Below are 18,615 nucleotides of genomic sequence, written 5' to 3'. Positions count from 1 at the left end.
TACAGCAAACCTGACGCACCATCAGCTGACGAGACGTCACATCCTGGGCCTGGCCGCACTGCAGACCGCCGCCACCCTCGGCCTCACCCGCATCGGACTCACCTCCGCCCACTCCGCCGAGCCCGCCGCCGGCGAATCCGCCCCGGCCATCGTCGTCGGCTCCGGCTACGGCGCGGCCGTCGCCGCCCTCCGCCTCGGCCAGGCCGGCATCCGCACCCTCGTCCTGGAGATGGGCCGCCTGTGGGACACCGCGGGCGGCGACGGCAAGGTGTTCTGCTCCACCACCGCCCCCGACCAGCGCTCCATGTGGCTGCGCACCCGCACCGAAGCCCCGCTGGCCACCTTCCTGTGGCTGGACGTCGTCAACAAGGACATCGGCGCCTACCCCGGCGTCCTCGACCGCGTGCACTACGACCACATGTCCGTGTACGTCGGCCGGGGCGTCGGCGGCGGCTCGCTGGTCAACGGTGGGATGGCGGTCACCCCGGTGAGGTCGTACTTCGCCGAGCAGTTCCCGGCCGTCGACGCCGACGAGATGTACGGCACCTACTTCCCGCGCGCCCGCGCCATGCTCGGCGTGAACACCGTCGACCCGGCCTGGTTCGAGTCCACGCAGTGGTACCAGTTCGCCCGCACCTCCCGAAAGGCCGCCGCGAACGCGGGCCTGAAGACCACGTTCGTGCCGAACGTCTACGACTTCGGCTACATGCGGCGCGAGGCCGCCGGCACGGCGACGAGGTCCGCGCTCGCCGGCGAGGTCATCTACGGCAACAACCACGGCAAACGCAGCCTCGACAAGACCTATCTGGCCGCCGCCCTCGGCACCGGCAACGTCACGATCCACACCCTGGAGAAGGTCAAGGCGATCACGCGGGCGAACGACGGGTCGTACCTCCTGACCGTCGACCGCATGGACACCACCGGCAAGGTCGTGGAGACCAAGCAGTACAACTGCACGTACCTCTTCCTCGGCGCCGGCAGCCTCGGCACCACCGAACTCCTCGTCCGCGCCCGGGACACCGGCGCCCTGCCCGACCTGGACCCCGCCGTGGGCGCGGGCTGGGGCACCAACGGCAACACCATGCTGGGCCGCGCCAACCACGTGTGGGACACCGTCGGCGCGAACCAGGCGACCATGCCCGTCCTGGGCATCGACGACTGGGCCAACGCCGACAACCCGGTCTTCGCCGAGATCGCCCCGCTGCCCACGGGCTTCGAGCACTGGGTCAGCCTCTACCTGGCGATCACCAAGAACCCCGAGCGGGCCACGTTCACGTACGACCGCTCGTCGGGCGCGGTGAAGCTCGGCTGGACGGCCGCCCAGAGCGCGGTGTCGGTGGCCATGGCGAAGAAGCTGTTCGACCGGATCAACCTGGCCAACGCCACGATCTACCGCTACGACCTGTTCGGCTCCACGAGCAGGATCTTCGCGGACGACTTCACCTATCACCCACTGGGCGGCTGCGTCCTCGGGAAGGCGACCGACGACTACGGCCGGGTGAAGGGGTACTCGCGCCTCTACGTCACCGACGGCTCGCTCGTGCCCGGCTCGATCGGCGTGAACCCCTTCGTCACCATCACCGCGCTCGCCGAACGCACGATGGCGCGGGTCCTCGCCGAGGACACCGCGCCATGACGCTCCGTCACCAACCCTGCGGACAGGGCGACTTCTCCGCGCAGGCGGACTACTTCGCGCAGGCCGACTACTTCGCGTAGATCGCCTCGATCTCGTCCGCGTAGTCCTTCGCCACCACGTTCCGCTTGAGCTTCAGCGACGGGGTGAGGTGGCCCGACTCCTCCGAGAACTGGGAGGGCAGAATGCGGAACTTCCGCACCGATTCCGCCTTCGACACCGCGGCGTTGCCGTCGTCGACGGCCGCCTGGATCGCGGCGTTGAGATCCGGGTCGTCCTTCAGCGACGCCGCGGTGGAACCCTCCGGCTTGCCGTGCTCGGCCGCCCAACGGCCCAGGAACTCCTCGTCGATGGTGATCAGCGCGCCCACGAACGGCCGCGCGTCGCCCACCACCATGCACTCCGCGACCAGCGCGTGCGCCCGGATCCGGTCCTCGATCACCGCCGGGGCCACGTTCTTGCCGCCCGCCGTGACGATGATCTCCTTCTTGCGGCCGGTGATCCTGAGGTAGCCGTCCTCGTCGAGGGTGCCGATGTCACCGGTGTGGAACCAGCCGTCGGCCAGCGCCTCCGCGGTCGCGGCCGGGTTGTTCCAGTACTCCTTGAACAGGTGCTCGCCGTGCAGCAGGACCTCGCCGTCGTCCGCTATGCGCACCACCGAGCCGGGCAGCGGCTGACCGACCGTGCCGATCTTCTGCCGGTCCCACGGGTTGAACGCGGTCGCCGCGCAGGACTCGGTCAGGCCGTAGCCCTCCAGCACCGTGAAGCCGATGCCCCGGTAGAAGTGGCCGAGCCGCTCGCCCAGCGGGGCGCCGCCGGAGATGGCGTACTCGCCCCGGCCGCCGAGGACCGCGCGCAGCTTGCTGTAGACCAGCTTGTCGAAGACCTTGTGCTTGATCTTCAGGGCCAGGGGCGCGCCCGAGGGGGTGTCCAGCGCCTTGCTGTACGCGATCGCGGTGTCCGCCGCCTTGTCGAAGATCGCGCCCTTGCCGTCCGCCTGCGCCTTGGCCCGCGCGGTGTTGTAGACCTTCTCGAAGACGCGCGGCACACCGAGGATCAGCGTCGGCCGGAACGCGGCCAGCTCGTCGGCGAGGTTCTTGACGTCCGGGACGCAGCCGAGCTTGATCGGTGCCATCATCGGCGCGACCTGCACCAGCCGCCCGAAGACGTGCGCGAGCGGGAGGAAGAGGAGTACGGAGCACTCACCGGTGCGAAACAGCGGCCGCAGCCGCTCGACGATGTTGCCGCACTCGGCGAAGAAGCTGCGGTGGCTCAGCACACAGCCCTTGGGGCGCCCGGTCGTACCGCTCGTGTAGACGATCGTCGCCGCGTCGTCGGCCTTGGCGAGCGAGCCGCGCTCCTCCACGGTCGCGTCCGAGACGTCCTGGCCGAGCCGGGCCAGCTCCTCCAGGCCGCCCGCCTCGATCTGCCAGACGTGCTTGAGCTCGGGCAGCGTCTCGCGCACCGCGTCCACCGCGGCGGCGTGGGTGTCCAGCTCCACGACGCACGCGGTCGCGCCCGAGTCGGACAGGATCCACTGGACCTGCTCCGGCGAGCTGGTCTCGTACACCGGCACCGTGACCGCGCCCGCGCACCAGATGGCGAAGTCCAGCAGCGTCCACTCGTAGCGGGTGCGGGACATCAGGCCGATCCGGTCGCCCGGCTGCACGCCGGCGGCGATCAGACCCTTGGCCGCGGTGTGCACCTCGGCCAGGAACTGCCGAGCCGTGACGTCGTGCCAGGCGCCACCGGCCTTACGGGCGATGACGGCGACGTCGGGGTGCTGCGCGGCGTTTCTGCGGACGATGTCGGTCAGGTTTCCGTCCGCAGGGACCTCGTACAAAGCCGGAAGGCTGAACTCGCGCAAGACTGCTGCTCCTCATAGGGCGCCGGCGCCACGACACTGTGTGATGCGACGGTGCGGTCCGCTCGGGCAGTGCTCCGGGCCCACATGCGCGGGGCACATGTCGATAACCGGAGCACGACTGGACGGCCCGGACGTTACCCGCCGGTATGGCTCCTAGGACAGGGGGTCCCGGTGAGATGTTCGCTGCGTCACACAGCTTGGCGTTCTTCGCGCACAGTAGTCCACCCCTTGACCAACCGGCCAGTAACCCCAGGTCGGTCCGCCACTGTTCACGCACACCGCACAGGCTTACGCTTCATCACCATGGCATCTACACCCACCGTCGATCCCAGGACCCGGGTCCACGTGGTCAGCGACGTGCACGGAAACGCCCGCGACCTGGCACGGGCCGGCGAGGGTGCGGACGCCCTGATCTGCCTCGGTGACCTCGTCCTCTTCCTCGACTACGCCGACCACTCGCGCGGCATTTTTCCCGATCTGTTCGGCACGGGCAACGCCTCCCGCATCGTCGAGCTGCGCACCGCCCGCCGCTTCGAGGAGGCCCGCGCGTTCGGCGCCGGGCTGTGGGCGGGCCTCGGCACCGACCGGCGCGGCGCCATCGAAAAAGCGGTGCGCAGACAGTACGCCGAACTGTTCGCCGCGTTCCCGACCCCGACGTACGCCACATACGGAAATGTCGACATGCCCCCTTTGTGGCGCGAGTACGCCGGACCCGGCACCACCGTCCTGGACGGCGAGCGGGTCGAGATCGGCGGCTGGACCTTCGGCTTCGTGGGCGGTGGCCTGCGCACGCCGATGCGCACCCCGTACGAGATCGACGACGAGGAGTACGCGGCGAAGATCGAGGCCGTCGGCGAGGTCGACGTGCTGTGCACCCACATCCCGCCGGAGGTCCCGGAGCTGGTGTACGACACCGTCGCGCGCCGCTTCGAGCGGGGCAGCCGCGCCCTGCTGGACGCGATCCGCCGCACCAGGCCCCGTTATTCACTGTTCGGGCACGTCCACCAGCCGCTGGCCGCGAGAATGCGGATCGGCGCCACCGAGTGCGTGAACGTGGGGCACTTCGCCGGCACGGGCAAGCCGTGGGCGCTCGAATGGTGAGCCCGCAGGGCGGGTGGGAGGCAGATGGCGCGCGGGTGCCGGACAGGTGGGGTCATGGGGGGTGAAGGCGGCAGGTCGGTGGCGCGGTAGCCTTCACGCTGCACACTCTTCGGTCCGCGTCTGGAGGAGCCACGGCGATGGCGGAACACACCAGTTCGAGCATCACGATCGAGGCGGCCCCGGCCGATGTCATGGCGGTGATCGCCGACTTCGGGCGTTACCCGGACTGGACCGGCGAGGTCAAGGAGGCCGAGGTCCTCAAGACCGACGACCGGGGCCGCGCCGCGCAGGTCCGCCTCGTCATGGACGCCGGGGCCATCAAGGACGACCAGACCCTCGGCTACACCTGGACCGGGGACAACGAGGTGTCCTGGACGCTGGTGAAGTCCCAGATGCTGCGCTCCCTCGACGGCTCCTACATCCTCAAGGCGGCCGGCGCGGACACCACCGAGGTCACCTACCGGCTCACCGTCGACGTCAAGATCCCCATGCTGGGCATGATCAAGCGCAAGGCCGAGAAGGTCATCATCGACCGGGCCCTGGCGGGCCTGAAGAAGAGGGTCGAGTCGGGGCAGTAGGCCCTGCGCCCGGGTGCGCGCGACTCCGTTACCGTTCAGCCTCATGCGCACCATCCTGATCACGGGCCCCGGCGGCAGCGGTCGTACGACGGTGGCCGCCGCCACGGCGGCCGGGGCCGCCCGCGAGGGCGCCCGCACCCTGCTGCTGAGCGCCGACCGCACGGACACCGCGGGTGCGGCGCTGGGCTGTGCGACGGGCGCGCGGCCGAGCCGGGTCACCGAGAGGCTGAGCGTGTGGCGGCCGGACGCGGTCGAACGGTTCCGGGAGGATCTCACCGCCTTCCAGGACCGTGCGGCGAGCGTCCTGGACCTGCTGGGCGCGTCGCGGCTGGACGGCGAGGAGGTCACCCCGCTGCCCGGCGCCGAGGAACTGTCCTTCCTGCGCGCCCTGCGGGACGCCGCGCTCTCCGAGCGGTACGACCTGCTCGTCGTGGACCTCCCGCCCCTCCCGGGAGCCCTCGCCCTGCTCGCCCTCCCCGAGGAGCTGCGCCGCTACCTGCGCCGGCTGCTGCCGCCCGAGCGGCAGGCGGCCCGCGCGCTGCGGCCCGTCCTCGGCCGGCTGGCCGGCGTCCCCATGCCCGCCGAGTGGCTGTACGAGACCGCGTCCCGCTGGGACGTCGAGCTGGCCGCCGTCGAGGCCGTCCTCACCGACCGGCACACCGCCGTACGCCTGGTCGCCGAACCCGGCCCGGCCGGCGCCGACGCCGTGCGCACCGCGACCCTCGGCCTCGCCCTGCGCGGCCTGCGCACCGAGGCCCTCGTCGCCAACCGGGTGCTGCCCGAGACCGTGCCGGACCCCTGGCTCGCGGGCCTGATCGCCCAGCAGCGCAAGACCCTGGACGAGTGGGCCGCGACGTACCGCGTGCACACCGTCGCGCACCTCGGCCGCGACCCCCGCGGCACCGACGACCTCACGGCGCTCGCCGTCCCCGGCGTCAACGACGGCCCCGCCCCGGTCGAGTGGCCGGTCGTCGCCGACCTCCCCCACTCACGGACCGCCCCGAGCGGGGAGCCCTCCACCGCCGCCGACGGCCACCTCGTCTGGCAGATCCCGCTGCCCGGCGCGATACGGGACGACCTCGACCTGGTACGGCGCGGCGACGAACTGGTGATCACCGCCGGCCCCTTCCGACGGATCGTGCCGCTCCCGTCCGCCCTGCGCCGCTGCACCGTCGCCGGTGCCGGGCTGCGGGAGGGCGAACTGCGGATCCGGTTCGTCCCGGACCCCGCGCTGTGGCCCGCCGGACGGTGATCCGGCTACCCCCGTTCGGGTAACGTCGAAGGTGCGAACCGTAGTCAGGAGTCCGCCATGAGCGAAGAGCGCCCCGTACCCGACCCCGACGACGAGGCGGCGGTCCCCCCTGCCGGAGCGGAGCCGGACTTCCGGAAGCAGGACTCCCGGGAACCGGACACCCGGAGGCCGGACACCCCCGAGCGGGACTCCCGGAAGCCGGACGCCCCCGAGCCGGGCGCCTGGGGGAAGGCGACCGACGTCGACGCCGACGCCTGGGCCACCGCCTGCGCCGAGGACCTCGCCGCCGAGCAGGCCCGCCGCCGCGCCGAGTACGGCCGGCCCCCGGGCTCGGCCGCCGAGGAACTGAAGAAGCTCGTGGACACGGTGGCCGACAAGCTGTCCGGCCTGCAGTCCCCGCTGCTCGGAGCCGTCGCAGGGCCCGCTGCCCAGCAGGTGGTGCGCCAGGTCGTCCAGCAGGCGAAGGCCGCCGTCGACCCCGTCATAGAGCGCAACCCCGACGTCTTCGACCACCTCGCCGCCGCCGGGAACGAGCTGCTCGCCGCCTACCGCTCCGCCGTCCAGGCCCACGAGCACCGCTGGACCACCGGCCCCGTCCGTCCCGGGGACGTCGGCGACGAGCCGCCCGGTCCCCGCCGCGACCGGGGCGAGGGCACCGGCCCGGGGGAACGCATCGATCTGGACTGAAGCCGTTGTGGGGCAAGGCCTCAGGTACGGTTGGCCGTAGCGGGGCTCGACCGAAACTGAGGGATTCATGGGACTCACCATCGGCGTCGACATCGGCGGCACGAAGATCGCGGCCGGCGTGGTCGACGAGGAAGGCAACATCCTCTCGACCTTCAAGGTGCCGACTCCCGGCACGTCCGAGGGCATTGTGGACGCCATCGCCTCGGCCGTGGAGGGAGCCCATGCCGGGCACGAGATCGTCGGCGTGGGCATCGGAGCGGCCGGTTATGTGAACCGGCAGCGCTCCACCGTGTATTTCGCGCCCAACATCCAGTGGCGCAACGAGCCGTTGAAGGAGAAGGTCGAGGCCCGCGTGGGCCTGCCCGTCGTGGTCGAGAACGACGCGAACGCGGCTGCCTGGGGCGAGTACAAGTTCGGCGCGGGCAAGGGCCATCGCAACGTCATCTGCATCACGCTCGGCACCGGCCTCGGCGGCGGCATCATCATCGGCAACAAGCTGCGCCGCGGACACTTCGGTGTGGCCGCCGAGTTCGGCCACATCCGCATGGTGCCGGACGGCCTGCTGTGCGGCTGCGGCTCGCAGGGCTGCTGGGAGCAGTACGCCTCCGGCCGCGCCCTGGTCCGCTACGCCAAGCAGCGCGCCAACGCCACGCCCGAGAGCGCCGAGATCCTCCTCGGCCTCGGCGACGGCACCCCCGACGGCATCGAGGGCAAGCACATCTCCATGGCCGCCCGCCAGGGCGACCCGGTCGCCGTCGACTCCTACCGCGAGCTGGCCCGTTGGGCCGGCGCCGGACTCGCGGACCTGGCCTCCCTCTTCGACCCCTCCGCCTTCATCGTCGGCGGCGGCCTCTCGGACGAGGGCGAACTGGTCCTCGACCCCATCCGCAAGTCCTACAAGCGCTGGCTGGTGGGCGGCAACTGGCGACCCGTCGCCGACGTGATCGCGGCCCAACTGGGCAACAAGGCGGGCCTGGTGGGCGCGGCCGACCTGGCGCGCGAGCCGGACCCGATCATGTAGCCACTTCCAGGGTTCCCTGCGCCCCGTGAGGGGCGCGGGGCTGTATCACCATGCGGCTCCGCCGCGTGGGCGCGACAAGCCACGACGACGCGGCAGTTACGCACAGACCCCGTGCCCCTCCCCATCGGCGTACATTGATCCACATGTCGCCGCTCCCCAACTCCCGTACAGAGCCCGACGGTTCCGCGACGATCCGCGTCCTCGGCTACAACATCCGCTCGATGCGCGACGACACGACCGCCCTGGCCAGGGTGATCTCCGCCTGCGCCCCCGACCTGGTCCTCCTCCAGGAAGCCCCGCGCTTCTTCCGCTGGCGCAAGAAACTCGCCCGCCTCGCGGCCGCCTCCGGGACCGTCGTCCTCACCGGCGGAGCCCCCGCCGCGGGCCCCGCGATCCTGTGCTCGCTGCGCGCCACCGTGGAGCGGACGGAAGACGTCCTCCTGCCCCTCACCCCCGGCCTGCACCGGCGCGGCTTCGCCACCGCCGTCGTACGGTTCGGTGCGGCTCGCGTGGGCGTGCTCAGCTGCCATCTGTCGCTGCGGAAGGACGAGCGCCGCCAGCAGGCCGGCATGCTCCTCGACCGCCTCGCCGGGATGGGCGTGGAGCACGCCGTCGCCGGCGGCGACCTCAACGAGCGCCCCGACGGCCCCTCGTTCCGCCTTCTCGCCGACGCCCTCCAGGACTGCCGGGCCACGGCCCCCTGGGGCGGCGAACAGACCTCCACGTCCACCGACCCGCACCAGCGCATCGACGCCCTCTTCGCGACCAAGGGCATCGAGGTCCTCGGCTGCGGGGTGCCCCTGGAACAGCCCGGGATCACCCCGGGCGACCTGAGGGCGGCCACGGACCACCTTCCCGTCCTGGCCGCCCTCAGGGTGCCCGCGAGCGAGAACCCGCCCGCGAGGTAGAACGTGCCCGCGAGCGAGAACCCGCCCGCGAGGGAGAACCTGTCCGTGAGGTATACCCGCCCGCGAGCCGTAACGTGCCCGCGCGCCGGAACGCCTCAGACGACAGCCCCGCGCCCGGGGTCGCCGTCCTCGTCGTCGTCCGTCCGCATCCGCGTCACCAGCGTCACGAACCCGCCGAGGAACCCGCCGACGCCGAGGGTCGTCAGCCACCAGGTCATCTGCCAGCCGAGCAGCACCGCCAGCAGAAGCAGCAGCGGCCCGCCGACCACCCCGAGCCAGGCGAACCGGGCGGTGGTGTCGGCGTACGGCAGCGGGGGCGGCTCGGGCGGCACGAAGTGGCCCTCGTCGTCCTCGCCGAGGTCGTCGTCGGACGGTTCCGCCACGGTGAAGTCGCGTGGGCCGGTGCCGGGCGCGAACGAGACCGAGCTGCCCAGCGGGCGGGCCGGCCGTGGTTCCTCGGCGGCCTCGGCGGCCTCGGCGGCCTCGGAGGCATCGGATGCCTCGGGGGCGTCGGCACCCTCGCCGGGGGTCTCCATCTCGGGCAGCGCGAGATTCTCGACCGGCCTGAACGGCCGGGCACCCGGCGGGTCCGGGGGCTCGTCGCCGTACCCGGCGACGATCGCCTTCCACGCGGCGTCCTCGTCGAACGGCACCTCCTGGTCGTCCGGCTCGCGATCCTCGCGGTCGGAGTCGTGCTCAGCCAACTGCGGCCGTCCCTTCCTTGCCGAGAGTGGGTGCGAGCCGGCCGATGAAGGCGAGGCTCTCCTCGAAGATCCGGTCCGCATCGTTGTCCAACGTCGCGACGTGGTAACTCTGTTCCAGCACGCTCTCGGTCACGTCCGTGGACGACACCCGGCTCAGCACCCGGGCCGAGTCGGCCGCCGGGACCACATGGTCCTGGGCGCTGCGCAGCAGCAGCAACGGCTGGGTGACCTGGGGCAGCTCGCCGTCCAGCCGGCGCAGGAACTGCCGCAGGGAGTGCGCCGCGTGCAGCGGCACCCGGTCGTAGCCCAGCTCCGCCGCGCCGCCCTTGGCGATGTCGCTGGCGATCCCCTTCGTCGTCCGCACGAGGTGCCGGGCCACCGGAAGGGCGTACGCCGACAGGCCGTGCACACGGTTCGCCGGGTTGACGACCACCACTCCCGCGACCTTCTCGCCGTGCCTGGCCGCCAGTCGCAGGGCCAGCGCCCCGCCCATCGACAGGCCGCCCACGAACACCCGCGAGCAGCGCTCACCGAGCAGCCGCAGCGCGCGGTCCACCTCCGCGTACCAGTCCTGCCAGGTGGTGACCTGCATGTCCTCCCAGCGGGTGCCATGTCCGGGCAGCAGCGGAAGAGACACGGTCAGGCCGTGTGCCGCGTGGTGCTCCGCCCAGGGGCGCAGCGACTGGGGCGAGCCGGTGAAGCCGTGACAGAGGAGGACACCCACCTCACCGCCCTGGTGGCGGTACGGCTCGGCTCCGGGAAGAACCGGCACCTTTCGGACTCCTGTCCTGAGGGGGCCTCTCCTGTCCTGTTCCTGGGAGAGACGTGAAGAACGGGCGGATGTGCTTCACCGTACGCGACCGCACTGACACCGACCAGGGTCGTCGGAGTCATTGACGGCGGTCCGGGTTAAGGTCTGATCTACGGAAACGGGAGGCACGCGGGTGTTGTACGGCACGATGAAGGTCGCCATCGGAGGGCCGCTGAAGGTCGCCTTCCGGCCCTGGGTGGAGGGTCTGGAGAACATTCCGGACGAGGGCCCCGCCATCCTGGCGAGCAATCACCTGTCCTTCTCGGACTCGTTCTTCCTGCCCACCATGCTCGACCGCAAGGTCACCTTCATCGCGAAGGCCGAGTACTTCACCACGCCCGGTGTGAAGGGCCGTCTCACCGCGGCCTTCTTCAAGGGGGTCGGCCAGCTTCCGGTGGACCGCTCCGGGGCGCGCGGTGCCGGCGAGGCGGCGGTCAAGAGCGGCATAGAGGTGCTGGAGCGCGGCGAGCTCTTCGGCATCTACCCGGAGGGCACCCGCTCGCCCGACGGCCGCCTGTACCGGGGCAAGCCCGGCGGCCTCGCGCGCGTGGCGCTCGCCACCGGCGCACCGGTCATCCCGGTAGCGATGATCGACACCGAGAAGATCCAGCCGCCCGGCAAGGTGATGCCGAAGCTGATGCGGCCCGGCATCCGGATCGGCAAGCCGCTCGACTTCAGCCGCTACCAGGGCATGGAGCACGACCGGTTCGTGCTGCGGGCGCTGACCGACGAGGTCATGTACGAGATCATGAAGCTCTCCGGCCAGGAATACGTCGACATCTACGCGACCGCCGCCAAACGGCAGATCACGGAGGCGGCGAAGGCGGCCAGGGCCGCGGAGAAGAGCGAGAAGCACGAGCAGGACGAGAAGAAGCAGGCGGACGCCTAGCGGGGAGTCCGCGGGAGTTCGGGGGATTCCGGGGGATCGGGGGGCGGTCGTGGCCAGGCGTGAGCGGGTCATGCGGATGTCGGTCGAGCTGCCGCTGTGGCGCGCGCTCGCCGGATACCGCGTCCTGACGATGCTGTACGCCATCGGCCTGTGCGCCACCGCGTACTCCCGCTTCGCGCGCCCCCAGGTCGCGGTCGCCTACTACGCGGTCCTGGCCGTGTGGACGCTGGCCACCCTGCCCCGGGTGGCGAACGAGGCGAGCTGTACCAAGCGCTTCCTGGCCGCCGACCTCACCCTCGCCCTCACCGGCATCCTGCTCACCCCGGTCGCCGACAACCACGAGCGGATCGCGAGCGGCGGCCCGACCCTGCCGTCGATATGGACCGCCGGATCGGTGCTGGCCTTCGCCCTCAAGGGCGGCTGGCGCTGGGCCGCCTTCGCCTCCACGGCGGTCGCCGCCGCCAACCTGGTCGAGCGCGGCCACCCCGCCCGCGACACCGTGCACAACGTGATCCTGGTCTGGGTGGCCTCCATCGCGATCGGCTACGTCGTGGAGGTCGCCCGCGCCTCCGAGCGCACCCTCGCCCGCGCCCTGGAGATCGAGGCCGCGACCCGCGAGCGGGAGCGGCTGGCCCGCGACATCCACGACGGCGTGCTCCAGGTGCTGGCGATGGTGCAGCGGCGCGGCGCGGTCATCGGCGGCGAGGCGGCCGAGCTGGGCCGGATGGCCGGGGAACAGGAGGTGGCCCTGCGCACACTGGTCTCCGGTGGCCTGCTGCCCGTCTCCCGGGTCTCGCGGGACGCGGCCGACGGCGCGGTCGTCCGCGTGGTCGAGGAACCGGACGACGACGGCCCGCTCGACCTGCGCCCCCTGCTCGCCCGCTACGCCGGCGCCCGGGTCAGCCTCGCCGAGCCCGGCGCCCCGGTGCCGCTGCCCCCGGCCGCGGCACGGGAACTGGCCGCGGCGGTCGGGGCCGCCCTGGACAATGTGCGCGAGCACGCCGGACCGGACGCCAGGGCCTGGATCCTGGTCGAGGACGAGCCCGACGAGATCGTCGTCACCGTCCGGGACGACGGCCCCGGCATCCCCGAGGGCCGGCTCGCCCAGGCCGAGGGCGAGGGCCGGCTCGGGGTGGCCCAGTCGATCCGGGGGCGGCTGCGCGACCTGGGCGGCAGCGCCGAGCTGATCTCCGTCCCGGGGCAGGGCACGGAAGTGGAACTGAAGGTACCGAAGGGCGCCCGGCGGGCGCGGGGGAAGGCGGAGAAGCGATGACGCGGGAGCAGGACCCGATCAGGGTCATGGTGGTCGACGACCACCCCATGTGGCGCGACGCGGTCGCCCGGGACCTGGCCGAGTCCGGCTTCGAGGTGGTCGCCACCGCGGGCGACGGCGAACAGGCGGTCCGCCGCGCCAGGGCCACCGCCCCCGACGTCCTGGTCCTGGACCTCAACCTGCCCGCCAAGCCCGGTGTCCAGGTCTGCAAGGAACTGGTCGGCCACAACCCGGCGTTGCGCGTCCTCGTGCTGTCCGCGAGCGGTGAGCACGCCGACGTGCTGGAGGCGGTGAAGTCCGGCGCGACCGGCTATCTGCTGAAGTCGGCCTCCACCGAGGAACTCCTGGAGGCCGTGCGCCGCACCGCCGTAGGCGACCCGGTGTTCACCCCCGGACTCGCCGGCCTGGTTCTCGGCGAGTACCGGCGCCTGGCCGCCGAGCCCGCGCCCGCCCCCGACACCGACCGGCCGGACGCGCCCCGGCTCACCGAGCGGGAGACCGAGGTGCTGCGCCTGGTCGCCAAGGGCCTGAGCTACAAGCAGATCGCCGAACGCCTCGTCATCTCCCACCGCACGGTGCAGAACCACGTGCAGAACACCCTCGGCAAGCTCCAGCTGCACAACCGGGTCGAGCTGGTGCGGTACGCGATCGAGCGCGGCCTCGACGACGCGTGAAACGGCCTGGTCAAGCAGCTTCCTGACAATTCACCGGAATCGCCCTTCCTGCCTCTCCCCGTGTGACGCGAATCACCATTACCGTGACTGAGCGTCAGGCAACCGCGGCGAAGGGACATTTCCATGCGGGTCGGAGTACTGACCGGAGGCGGCGACTGCCCCGGGCTCAACGCCGTCATCCGGGGCATCGTCCGCAAGGGCGTGCAGGAGTACGGCTACGACTTCGTCGGCTTCCGGGACGGCTGGCGAGGTCCCCTCGAAGGCGACACCGTGCGCCTCGACATCCCCGCGGTGCGCGGCATCCTGCCCCGCGGCGGCACCATCCTCGGCTCCTCGCGGACCAACCCCCTCAAGACGGAGAACGGCATCCGCCGGATCAAGGAGAACCTGGCCAAGGAGGAGGTCCAGGCGCTCGTCGCGATCGGCGGCGAGGACACCCTCGGCGTGGCCGCCCAGCTGTCCGACGAGTACGGCGTGCCCTGCGTGGGCGTGCCCAAGACCATCGACAACGACCTGTCCGCCACCGACTACACCTTCGGCTTCGACACCGCCGTGGGCATCGCCACCGAGGCCATCGACCGGCTGCACACCACCGCCGAGTCCCACATGCGGGTCCTCGTCTGCGAGGTGATGGGCCGCCACGCCGGCTGGATCGCCCTGCACTCGGGCCTCGCCGGCGGCGCCAACGTCATCCTCATCCCCGAGCAGCGCTTCGACCTCGACCAGGTGTGCGCCTGGATCACCTCCCGCTTCAAGGCGTCGTACGCCCCGATCGTCGTCGTCGCCGAGGGCGCCATGCCGAAGGACGGGGACATGGTCCTCAAGGACCAGTCGACCGACTCCTTCGGGCACGTCCGCCTCTCCGGGGTCGGCGAGTGGCTGGCCAAGGAGATCGAGCGGCGCACCGGCAAGGAGGCCCGCACCACGGTCCTCGGGCACATCCAGCGCGGCGGCACCCCCAGCGCCTTCGACCGCTGGCTCGCCACCCGCTTCGGCCTGCACGCCATCGAGGCCGTGCGCGACGGAGACTTCGGCAAGATGGTCGCCCTGCGCGGCACCGACATCGTCCGCGTCCCGATCTCCGAGGCCACCGCCAAGCTGAAGACGGTGGACCCGGAGCTGTACCGGGAGGTCGGGGTGTTCTTCGGCTGACGGCCGCCCCCGGAGGCCGACCGGCTCAGGACCGGACCCCGGGCGGCCACAGGGCCGCCCCTGACCGGACCCAGGGCCACCCCTGACCGGCCCCCCCGGGCGGCTACACGGTCGTGCGGAGCAGCTGACCCATCAGCTCCCGCACGATCGCGGCCCCGTTCAGGCTCAGCACCGACTCCGGGTGGAACTGCACCCCGCCGAACCCGGGGCCGCGGACCGCGTGCACCTCGCCGTTCCCGGCCCGGCTCACCTCCACCCCGTGCGCGGCCAGCTCCCGCGCCGCCTCCTCGTCGCAGCGCGCCACGAAGCTGTTGTAGAAGCCGACGGTCTCCCGCCGCCCGAACAGGTCGATCGTGGTCTGCGCCCCCTGGTACGGCACCTCCTTCCGTACGATCTCCAGGCCCAGCTCCGCCGCGATCAGCTCGTGCCCCAGGCAGACCCCGAGGACACCGTGCCGGTGCTCCCCGATCACCCGGGCGGTCAGGTCCCGCAGGAACCGCATCTTCGGGTCGGCGAGATCCGAGGGGTCACCCGGGCCGGGGCCGAGCACCACCGGGCCCTCGTGGGCGAGCACCGCCTCCCGCAGCCCCGGCTCGTCGTACCGCCGCACGCTCACCTCCAGGCCGGACGAGCGCAGCACGTGCGCCAGCATCGCCGTGAAGGTGTCCTCGGCGTCGACGACCAGCGCGTGCCCGTCCAGGGCCGCGGCCCGCTCCCGCATCCGCAGCCAGAACGGCGCCAGCGCCGAGCGGCGCCCGTCCAGCGCGGCCCGCACCCGCGGGTCGTCCGCCAGCCGGGGCCGCGCCCGCTCCTCGCGCGGACGGGAAGGCCGTACCCCGAGGGCCGCCAGCACGCCCGCCGCCTTCGCATGGGTCTCCGCCACCTCGCCCGCCGGGTCCGAGCCGCGCACCAGTGTCGCGCCGACCGGGACGCGGAGCCGGCCGCCGTCACTGATGTCGGCGGTGCGGATCAGGATGGGGGAGTCCAGGGTCTGCGCCCCCGCGGAGTCCCGCCCGAGCAGCGCCAGCGCCCCCGCGTAGTACCCGCGCCCACCGACCTCGTGGCGCTCGATCACCCGGCACGCGTTCTGCACCGGCGACCCGGTGACGGTCGCCGCGAACATGGTCTCCCGCAGCACGTCCCGCACGTCCAGGGAGGACTTGCCGCGCAGCTCGTACTCGGTGTGCGCGAGGTGCGCCATCTCCTTCAGACGCGGGCCGACGACCACCCCGCCCATGTCGCCGACGGTGCACATCATCTTCAGTTCCTCGTCGACGACCATCGACAGCTCCTCGATCTCCTTGCCGTCGGCCAGGAAGTCCAGGAGGTGCTCCGGGGTCGGCCCCCCGGCCGGGTAGCGGTACGTCCCGCTGATCGGGTTCATGACGACCGTGCCGCCGGACATCCGCACATGCACCTCGGGGCTGGCCCCCACCAGCGTCCTCTCCCCGGTGTGCACCACGAACGTCCAGTACGCGCCCCGCTCGCCCTCCAGCAGCCGCCGGAACAGCGCCAGCGCGTCGGCGCGGCCGAACCCCGGGATCTCGCCCTCGTACGTCCGCCGGATCACGAAGTTCGCGCCCTCACCCCGGCCGATCTCCTCGCGCAGCACCCGCCCGACGATCTCGCGGTACTCCTCGTCGCCGACGTCGAAGCCCCCGCCCTCGACCCGCACCGCGTGGCCGGGCAGCGCCCGCAGCGCCTCGTCGAGCGGGATCTCGTACGACTCCTCGGGCGTCAGCACCAGCAGCGGGGTGCCGTCGTCGCGCACGTCGAAACCGCGCTCGCGGATCTGCCGGAACGGGACGAGCGCGAGGCCCTCGTCCGGCAGGCCGGCGAGGCGCTCACGGGCGGTGACGGGGCCGATCAGCAACTCCACCGTGTCCTCGGCACGGCCGGGGGTGCGGCGCCGGAGCAGGGCGAAGGGGCGGGGGTCGCACAGCAGGTCCTGGAGGTTCACGGGTCGGGCTCCTTCTCGATCGTCTGACGGAGAGGAACCGCCCCGGACACGCCGAAGGCCGCCCCTCGGGCGGCCTTCGCGAAGTCGAACGTACGCGCAGTCAGTGGGCCGCCGGATGAGCGGTCCACCACCAGTTCTGGATCGAAAGCGCGAACATGCGACGCACCCTACCGCACGGCCGCGACCGCTTGTCCGCACGGCCGCGACCGCTTGTCCGCACGGCTGCGACCGCGTGTCCGCACAGCCGCATGTCCGCACTGCGTATCCGGTGTCTCATTTGCTGGGCACGGGCAGGAAGGCACGACATCACCCCGTAATGTTGAGGTCGTGACCGTGAACGCTAAGACCAGCGCCAGCGCTGGCAACACCTGGCGAGACCTGCCCGCGGCGCAGCAGCCCGAGTACCCCGACACCGAGGCTCTGCGCGCAGTGATCGCGGACCTCGAGTCGTGTCCGCCGCTCGTCTTCGCGGGCGAGTGCGACCAGCTGCGCGCCCGGCTTGCGGCCGTCGCCAAGGGAGAGGCGTTCCTCCTCCAGGGCGGCGACTGCGCCGAGGCCTTCGACGCGGTGTCCGCGGACCACATCCGCAACAAGCTGAAGACGCTGCTCCAGATGGGTGCCGTCCTGACCTACGCGGCCTCCGTGCCCGTGGTGAAGGTGGGCCGTATCGCGGGCCAGTACTCCAAGCCGCGCTCCAAGCCGACCGAGACCCGCGACGGCGTGACCCTCCCGACCTACCGGGGTGACTCCGTCAACGGCTTCGCCTTCACCGAGGAGTCCCGCGTCCCGGACCCCGAGCGGCTGAAGCGGATGTACCACGCGTCCGCCTCGACGCTGAACCTGGTGCGCGCCTTCACCACCGGCGGCTACGCCGACCTGCGCCAGGTGCACGCCTGGAACCAGGACTTCGTGAAGTCGTCCCCGTCGGGCCAGCGCTACGAGCAGCTCGCGCGGGAGATCGACAACGCGCTGCACTTCATGCGGGCCTGCGGCGCCGACCCGGAGGAGTTCAAGACCGTCGAGTTCTACGCCTCCCACGAGGCGCTGCTGCTCGACTACGAGTCCGCCCTGACCAGGGTCGACTCGCGCACCGGCAAGCTGTACGACGTCTCCGGGCACATGGTGTGGATCGGTGAGCGCACCCGGCAGATGGACCACGCGCACATCGAGTTCGCCTCGAAGATCAGCAACCCGGTCGGCATCAAGCTCGGCCCGTCCACGACGGCCGAGGAGGCGCTGCGCTACATCGACCGCCTCGACCCCGAGCGGGAGCCGGGCCGGCTGACCTTCATCGTCCGCATGGGCGCCGACAAGATCCGTGACAAGCTCCCCGAGCTGGTCGAGAAGGTCTCGGCGTCCGGCGCGACGGTGGTCTGGGTGACCGACCCGATGCACGGCAACACCTTCGAAGCGGCCTCCGGGCACAAGACCCGCCGCTTCGACGACGTGCTCGACGAGGTCAAGGGCTTCTTCGAGGTCCACAAGGGCCTCGGCACCCACCCGGGCGGCATCCACGTGGAGCTGACCGGCGACGACGTCACCGAGTGCGTGGGCGGCGGCGACGAGATCTTCGTCGACGACCTGCACCAGCGCTACGAGACGGCCTGCGACCCGCGGCTGAACCGCAGCCAGTCGCTCGACCTGGCGTTCCTGGTCGCCGAGATGTACCGGGACCAGTAGGCACATCGCGTCATCGCGTGGCGGTTGGGGCGCGGATCACATCCGATCCGCGCCCCTCCGCTCTTTTGCGGGTCCCGCACGACGGGTAAGGTTAGGTTTGCCTCACCGATAAGGGGACGGCAGTAAGAGAGCGATCCCGTCGGGAGGTGAATCCGCGTGTACGTCTGCAGCTGCTTCGGCGTCACCGAGGCGCAGGTCAAGAAGCATGCGGAGGACGGTGCCTGCACCCCCCGCCAGATAGCCTCCGCCTGCAAGGCCGGCACGGACTGCGGGTCGTGCGTACGGCGCATCCAGGCGATCCTGGGCCGCGGTGCCTGCCCCCGGCGCGAGCTGGCCGACCAGGGCCGGCCGGTGCTCGCCGAACTCTCCGCCCCGGCCTCACTGGACGAGGCGGCCTAGAGCCCCTCCGGTGGATCACGGGGCTC

18 protein-coding genes are annotated in these 18,615 nt (G+C 71.9%); 13 read left to right on the top strand and 5 right to left on the bottom strand.

The window, feature by feature from the left end:
* Positions 1 to 49 precede the first annotated feature (49 nt).
* The gene (locus ACGFYV_RS22410) at positions 50 to 1,636 is read left to right on the top strand and encodes a GMC oxidoreductase (protein ID WP_393880292.1); all 1,587 of its coding nucleotides are present in this window, start codon (positions 50 to 52) and stop codon (positions 1,634 to 1,636) included.
* 67 nt (positions 1,637 to 1,703) lie between these two features.
* On the opposite strand, the gene ACGFYV_RS22405 is transcribed toward ACGFYV_RS22410, so the two are convergent.
* Positions 1,704 to 3,500: an AMP-dependent synthetase/ligase gene (locus ACGFYV_RS22405; protein WP_393880185.1), complete on the bottom strand. Its 1,797-nt coding sequence runs from the start codon at positions 3,498 to 3,500 to the stop codon at positions 1,704 to 1,706.
* Positions 3,501 to 3,803: 303 nt separating this feature from the next.
* On the opposite strand from ACGFYV_RS22405, the gene ACGFYV_RS22400 reads away from it, so the two are divergent.
* The 6 genes from ACGFYV_RS22400 (at position 3,804) to ACGFYV_RS22375 (ending at position 9,047) form a co-directional block, all read left to right on the top strand.
* Positions 3,804 to 4,601 (top strand): metallophosphoesterase, encoded by a 798-nt coding sequence (locus tag ACGFYV_RS22400; protein ID WP_393880184.1) that lies wholly within the window; start codon positions 3,804 to 3,806, stop codon positions 4,599 to 4,601.
* Between the two features lie 137 nt (positions 4,602 to 4,738).
* Entirely contained in the window at positions 4,739 to 5,179 is a 441-nt protein-coding gene (locus ACGFYV_RS22395) for an SRPBCC family protein (RefSeq protein ID WP_393880183.1), read from the top strand.
* A gap of 43 nt (positions 5,180 to 5,222) precedes the next feature.
* Complete coding sequence (locus tag ACGFYV_RS22390) at positions 5,223 to 6,431, top strand: ArsA family ATPase (protein ID WP_393880182.1); 1,209 nt, start codon at positions 5,223 to 5,225, stop codon at positions 6,429 to 6,431.
* A gap of 57 nt (positions 6,432 to 6,488) precedes the next feature.
* On the top strand, positions 6,489 to 7,118 hold the full coding sequence (locus ACGFYV_RS22385; protein WP_393880181.1) for a DUF5304 domain-containing protein: 630 nt from the start codon (positions 6,489 to 6,491) through the stop codon (positions 7,116 to 7,118).
* A 67-nt stretch (positions 7,119 to 7,185) separates the two neighbouring features.
* A complete protein-coding gene (locus tag ACGFYV_RS22380; RefSeq protein WP_393880180.1) occupies positions 7,186 to 8,139 on the top strand; it encodes an ROK family glucokinase in 954 nt (317 codons plus the stop codon).
* A 143-nt stretch (positions 8,140 to 8,282) separates the two neighbouring features.
* Positions 8,283 to 9,047, top strand: a complete 765-nt coding sequence (locus ACGFYV_RS22375; RefSeq protein ID WP_393880179.1) for an endonuclease/exonuclease/phosphatase family protein — start codon at positions 8,283 to 8,285, stop codon at positions 9,045 to 9,047.
* Positions 9,048 to 9,142: 95 nt separating this feature from the next.
* Here ACGFYV_RS22375 and ACGFYV_RS22370 read toward each other — a convergent pair whose 3' ends face one another.
* Positions 9,143 to 9,751, bottom strand: coding sequence for a hypothetical protein (locus tag ACGFYV_RS22370; RefSeq protein WP_393880178.1), 609 nt, complete (start codon positions 9,749 to 9,751; stop codon positions 9,143 to 9,145).
* On the bottom strand, positions 9,744 to 10,523 hold the full coding sequence (locus ACGFYV_RS22365; protein WP_393880177.1) for an alpha/beta hydrolase: 780 nt from the start codon (positions 10,521 to 10,523) through the stop codon (positions 9,744 to 9,746). Before ACGFYV_RS22365 ends, ACGFYV_RS22370 begins: the two co-directional genes overlap by 8 nt.
* A gap of 172 nt (positions 10,524 to 10,695) precedes the next feature.
* Here ACGFYV_RS22365 and ACGFYV_RS22360 point away from each other — a divergent pair, with 172 nt between their 5' ends.
* From ACGFYV_RS22360 to ACGFYV_RS22345, 4 genes are all read left to right on the top strand, one after another.
* Positions 10,696 to 11,451: a lysophospholipid acyltransferase family protein gene (locus tag ACGFYV_RS22360; RefSeq protein WP_393880176.1), complete on the top strand. Its 756-nt coding sequence runs from the start codon at positions 10,696 to 10,698 to the stop codon at positions 11,449 to 11,451.
* Between the two features lie 49 nt (positions 11,452 to 11,500).
* Positions 11,501 to 12,724: a MacS family sensor histidine kinase gene (macS, locus tag ACGFYV_RS22355; RefSeq protein WP_393880175.1), complete on the top strand. Its 1,224-nt coding sequence runs from the start codon at positions 11,501 to 11,503 to the stop codon at positions 12,722 to 12,724.
* Positions 12,721 to 13,398 (top strand): response regulator, encoded by a 678-nt coding sequence (locus ACGFYV_RS22350; protein ID WP_393880174.1) that lies wholly within the window; start codon positions 12,721 to 12,723, stop codon positions 13,396 to 13,398. The genes macS and ACGFYV_RS22350 overlap by 4 nt, the downstream gene beginning before the upstream one ends.
* Positions 13,399 to 13,521: 123 nt before the next feature.
* Positions 13,522 to 14,550, top strand: coding sequence for a 6-phosphofructokinase (locus ACGFYV_RS22345; protein ID WP_393880173.1), 1,029 nt, complete (start codon positions 13,522 to 13,524; stop codon positions 14,548 to 14,550).
* A 103-nt stretch (positions 14,551 to 14,653) separates the two neighbouring features.
* Here ACGFYV_RS22345 and ACGFYV_RS22340 read toward each other — a convergent pair whose 3' ends face one another.
* Positions 14,654 to 16,510 carry an anthranilate synthase family protein gene (locus ACGFYV_RS22340; RefSeq protein ID WP_393880172.1) on the bottom strand — a complete coding sequence of 619 codons (1,857 nt, stop codon included), beginning with the start codon at positions 16,508 to 16,510 and terminating at the stop codon, positions 14,654 to 14,656.
* Between the two features lie 100 nt (positions 16,511 to 16,610).
* A complete protein-coding gene (locus tag ACGFYV_RS22335) occupies positions 16,611 to 16,667 on the bottom strand; it encodes a trp operon leader peptide (protein ID WP_115913573.1) in 57 nt (18 codons plus the stop codon).
* A 170-nt stretch (positions 16,668 to 16,837) separates the two neighbouring features.
* Between ACGFYV_RS22335 and ACGFYV_RS22330 the strand changes: the two genes are divergently transcribed.
* Complete coding sequence (locus tag ACGFYV_RS22330) at positions 16,838 to 18,190, top strand: class II 3-deoxy-7-phosphoheptulonate synthase (RefSeq protein ID WP_393880171.1); 1,353 nt, start codon at positions 16,838 to 16,840, stop codon at positions 18,188 to 18,190.
* Between the two features lie 156 nt (positions 18,191 to 18,346).
* The gene (locus ACGFYV_RS22325) at positions 18,347 to 18,589 is read left to right on the top strand and encodes a bacterioferritin-associated ferredoxin (protein ID WP_393880170.1); all 243 of its coding nucleotides are present in this window, start codon (positions 18,347 to 18,349) and stop codon (positions 18,587 to 18,589) included.
* Positions 18,590 to 18,615 lie beyond the last annotated feature (26 nt).

This window comes from Streptomyces sp. NPDC048297 (assembly GCF_043201585.1).
Classification (GTDB): Bacteria; Actinomycetota; Actinomycetes; order Streptomycetales; family Streptomycetaceae; genus Streptomyces.
The sequence above is the reverse complement of the archived record's forward strand: the minus strand, read 5'-3'. Positions and strand labels throughout refer to the sequence as shown.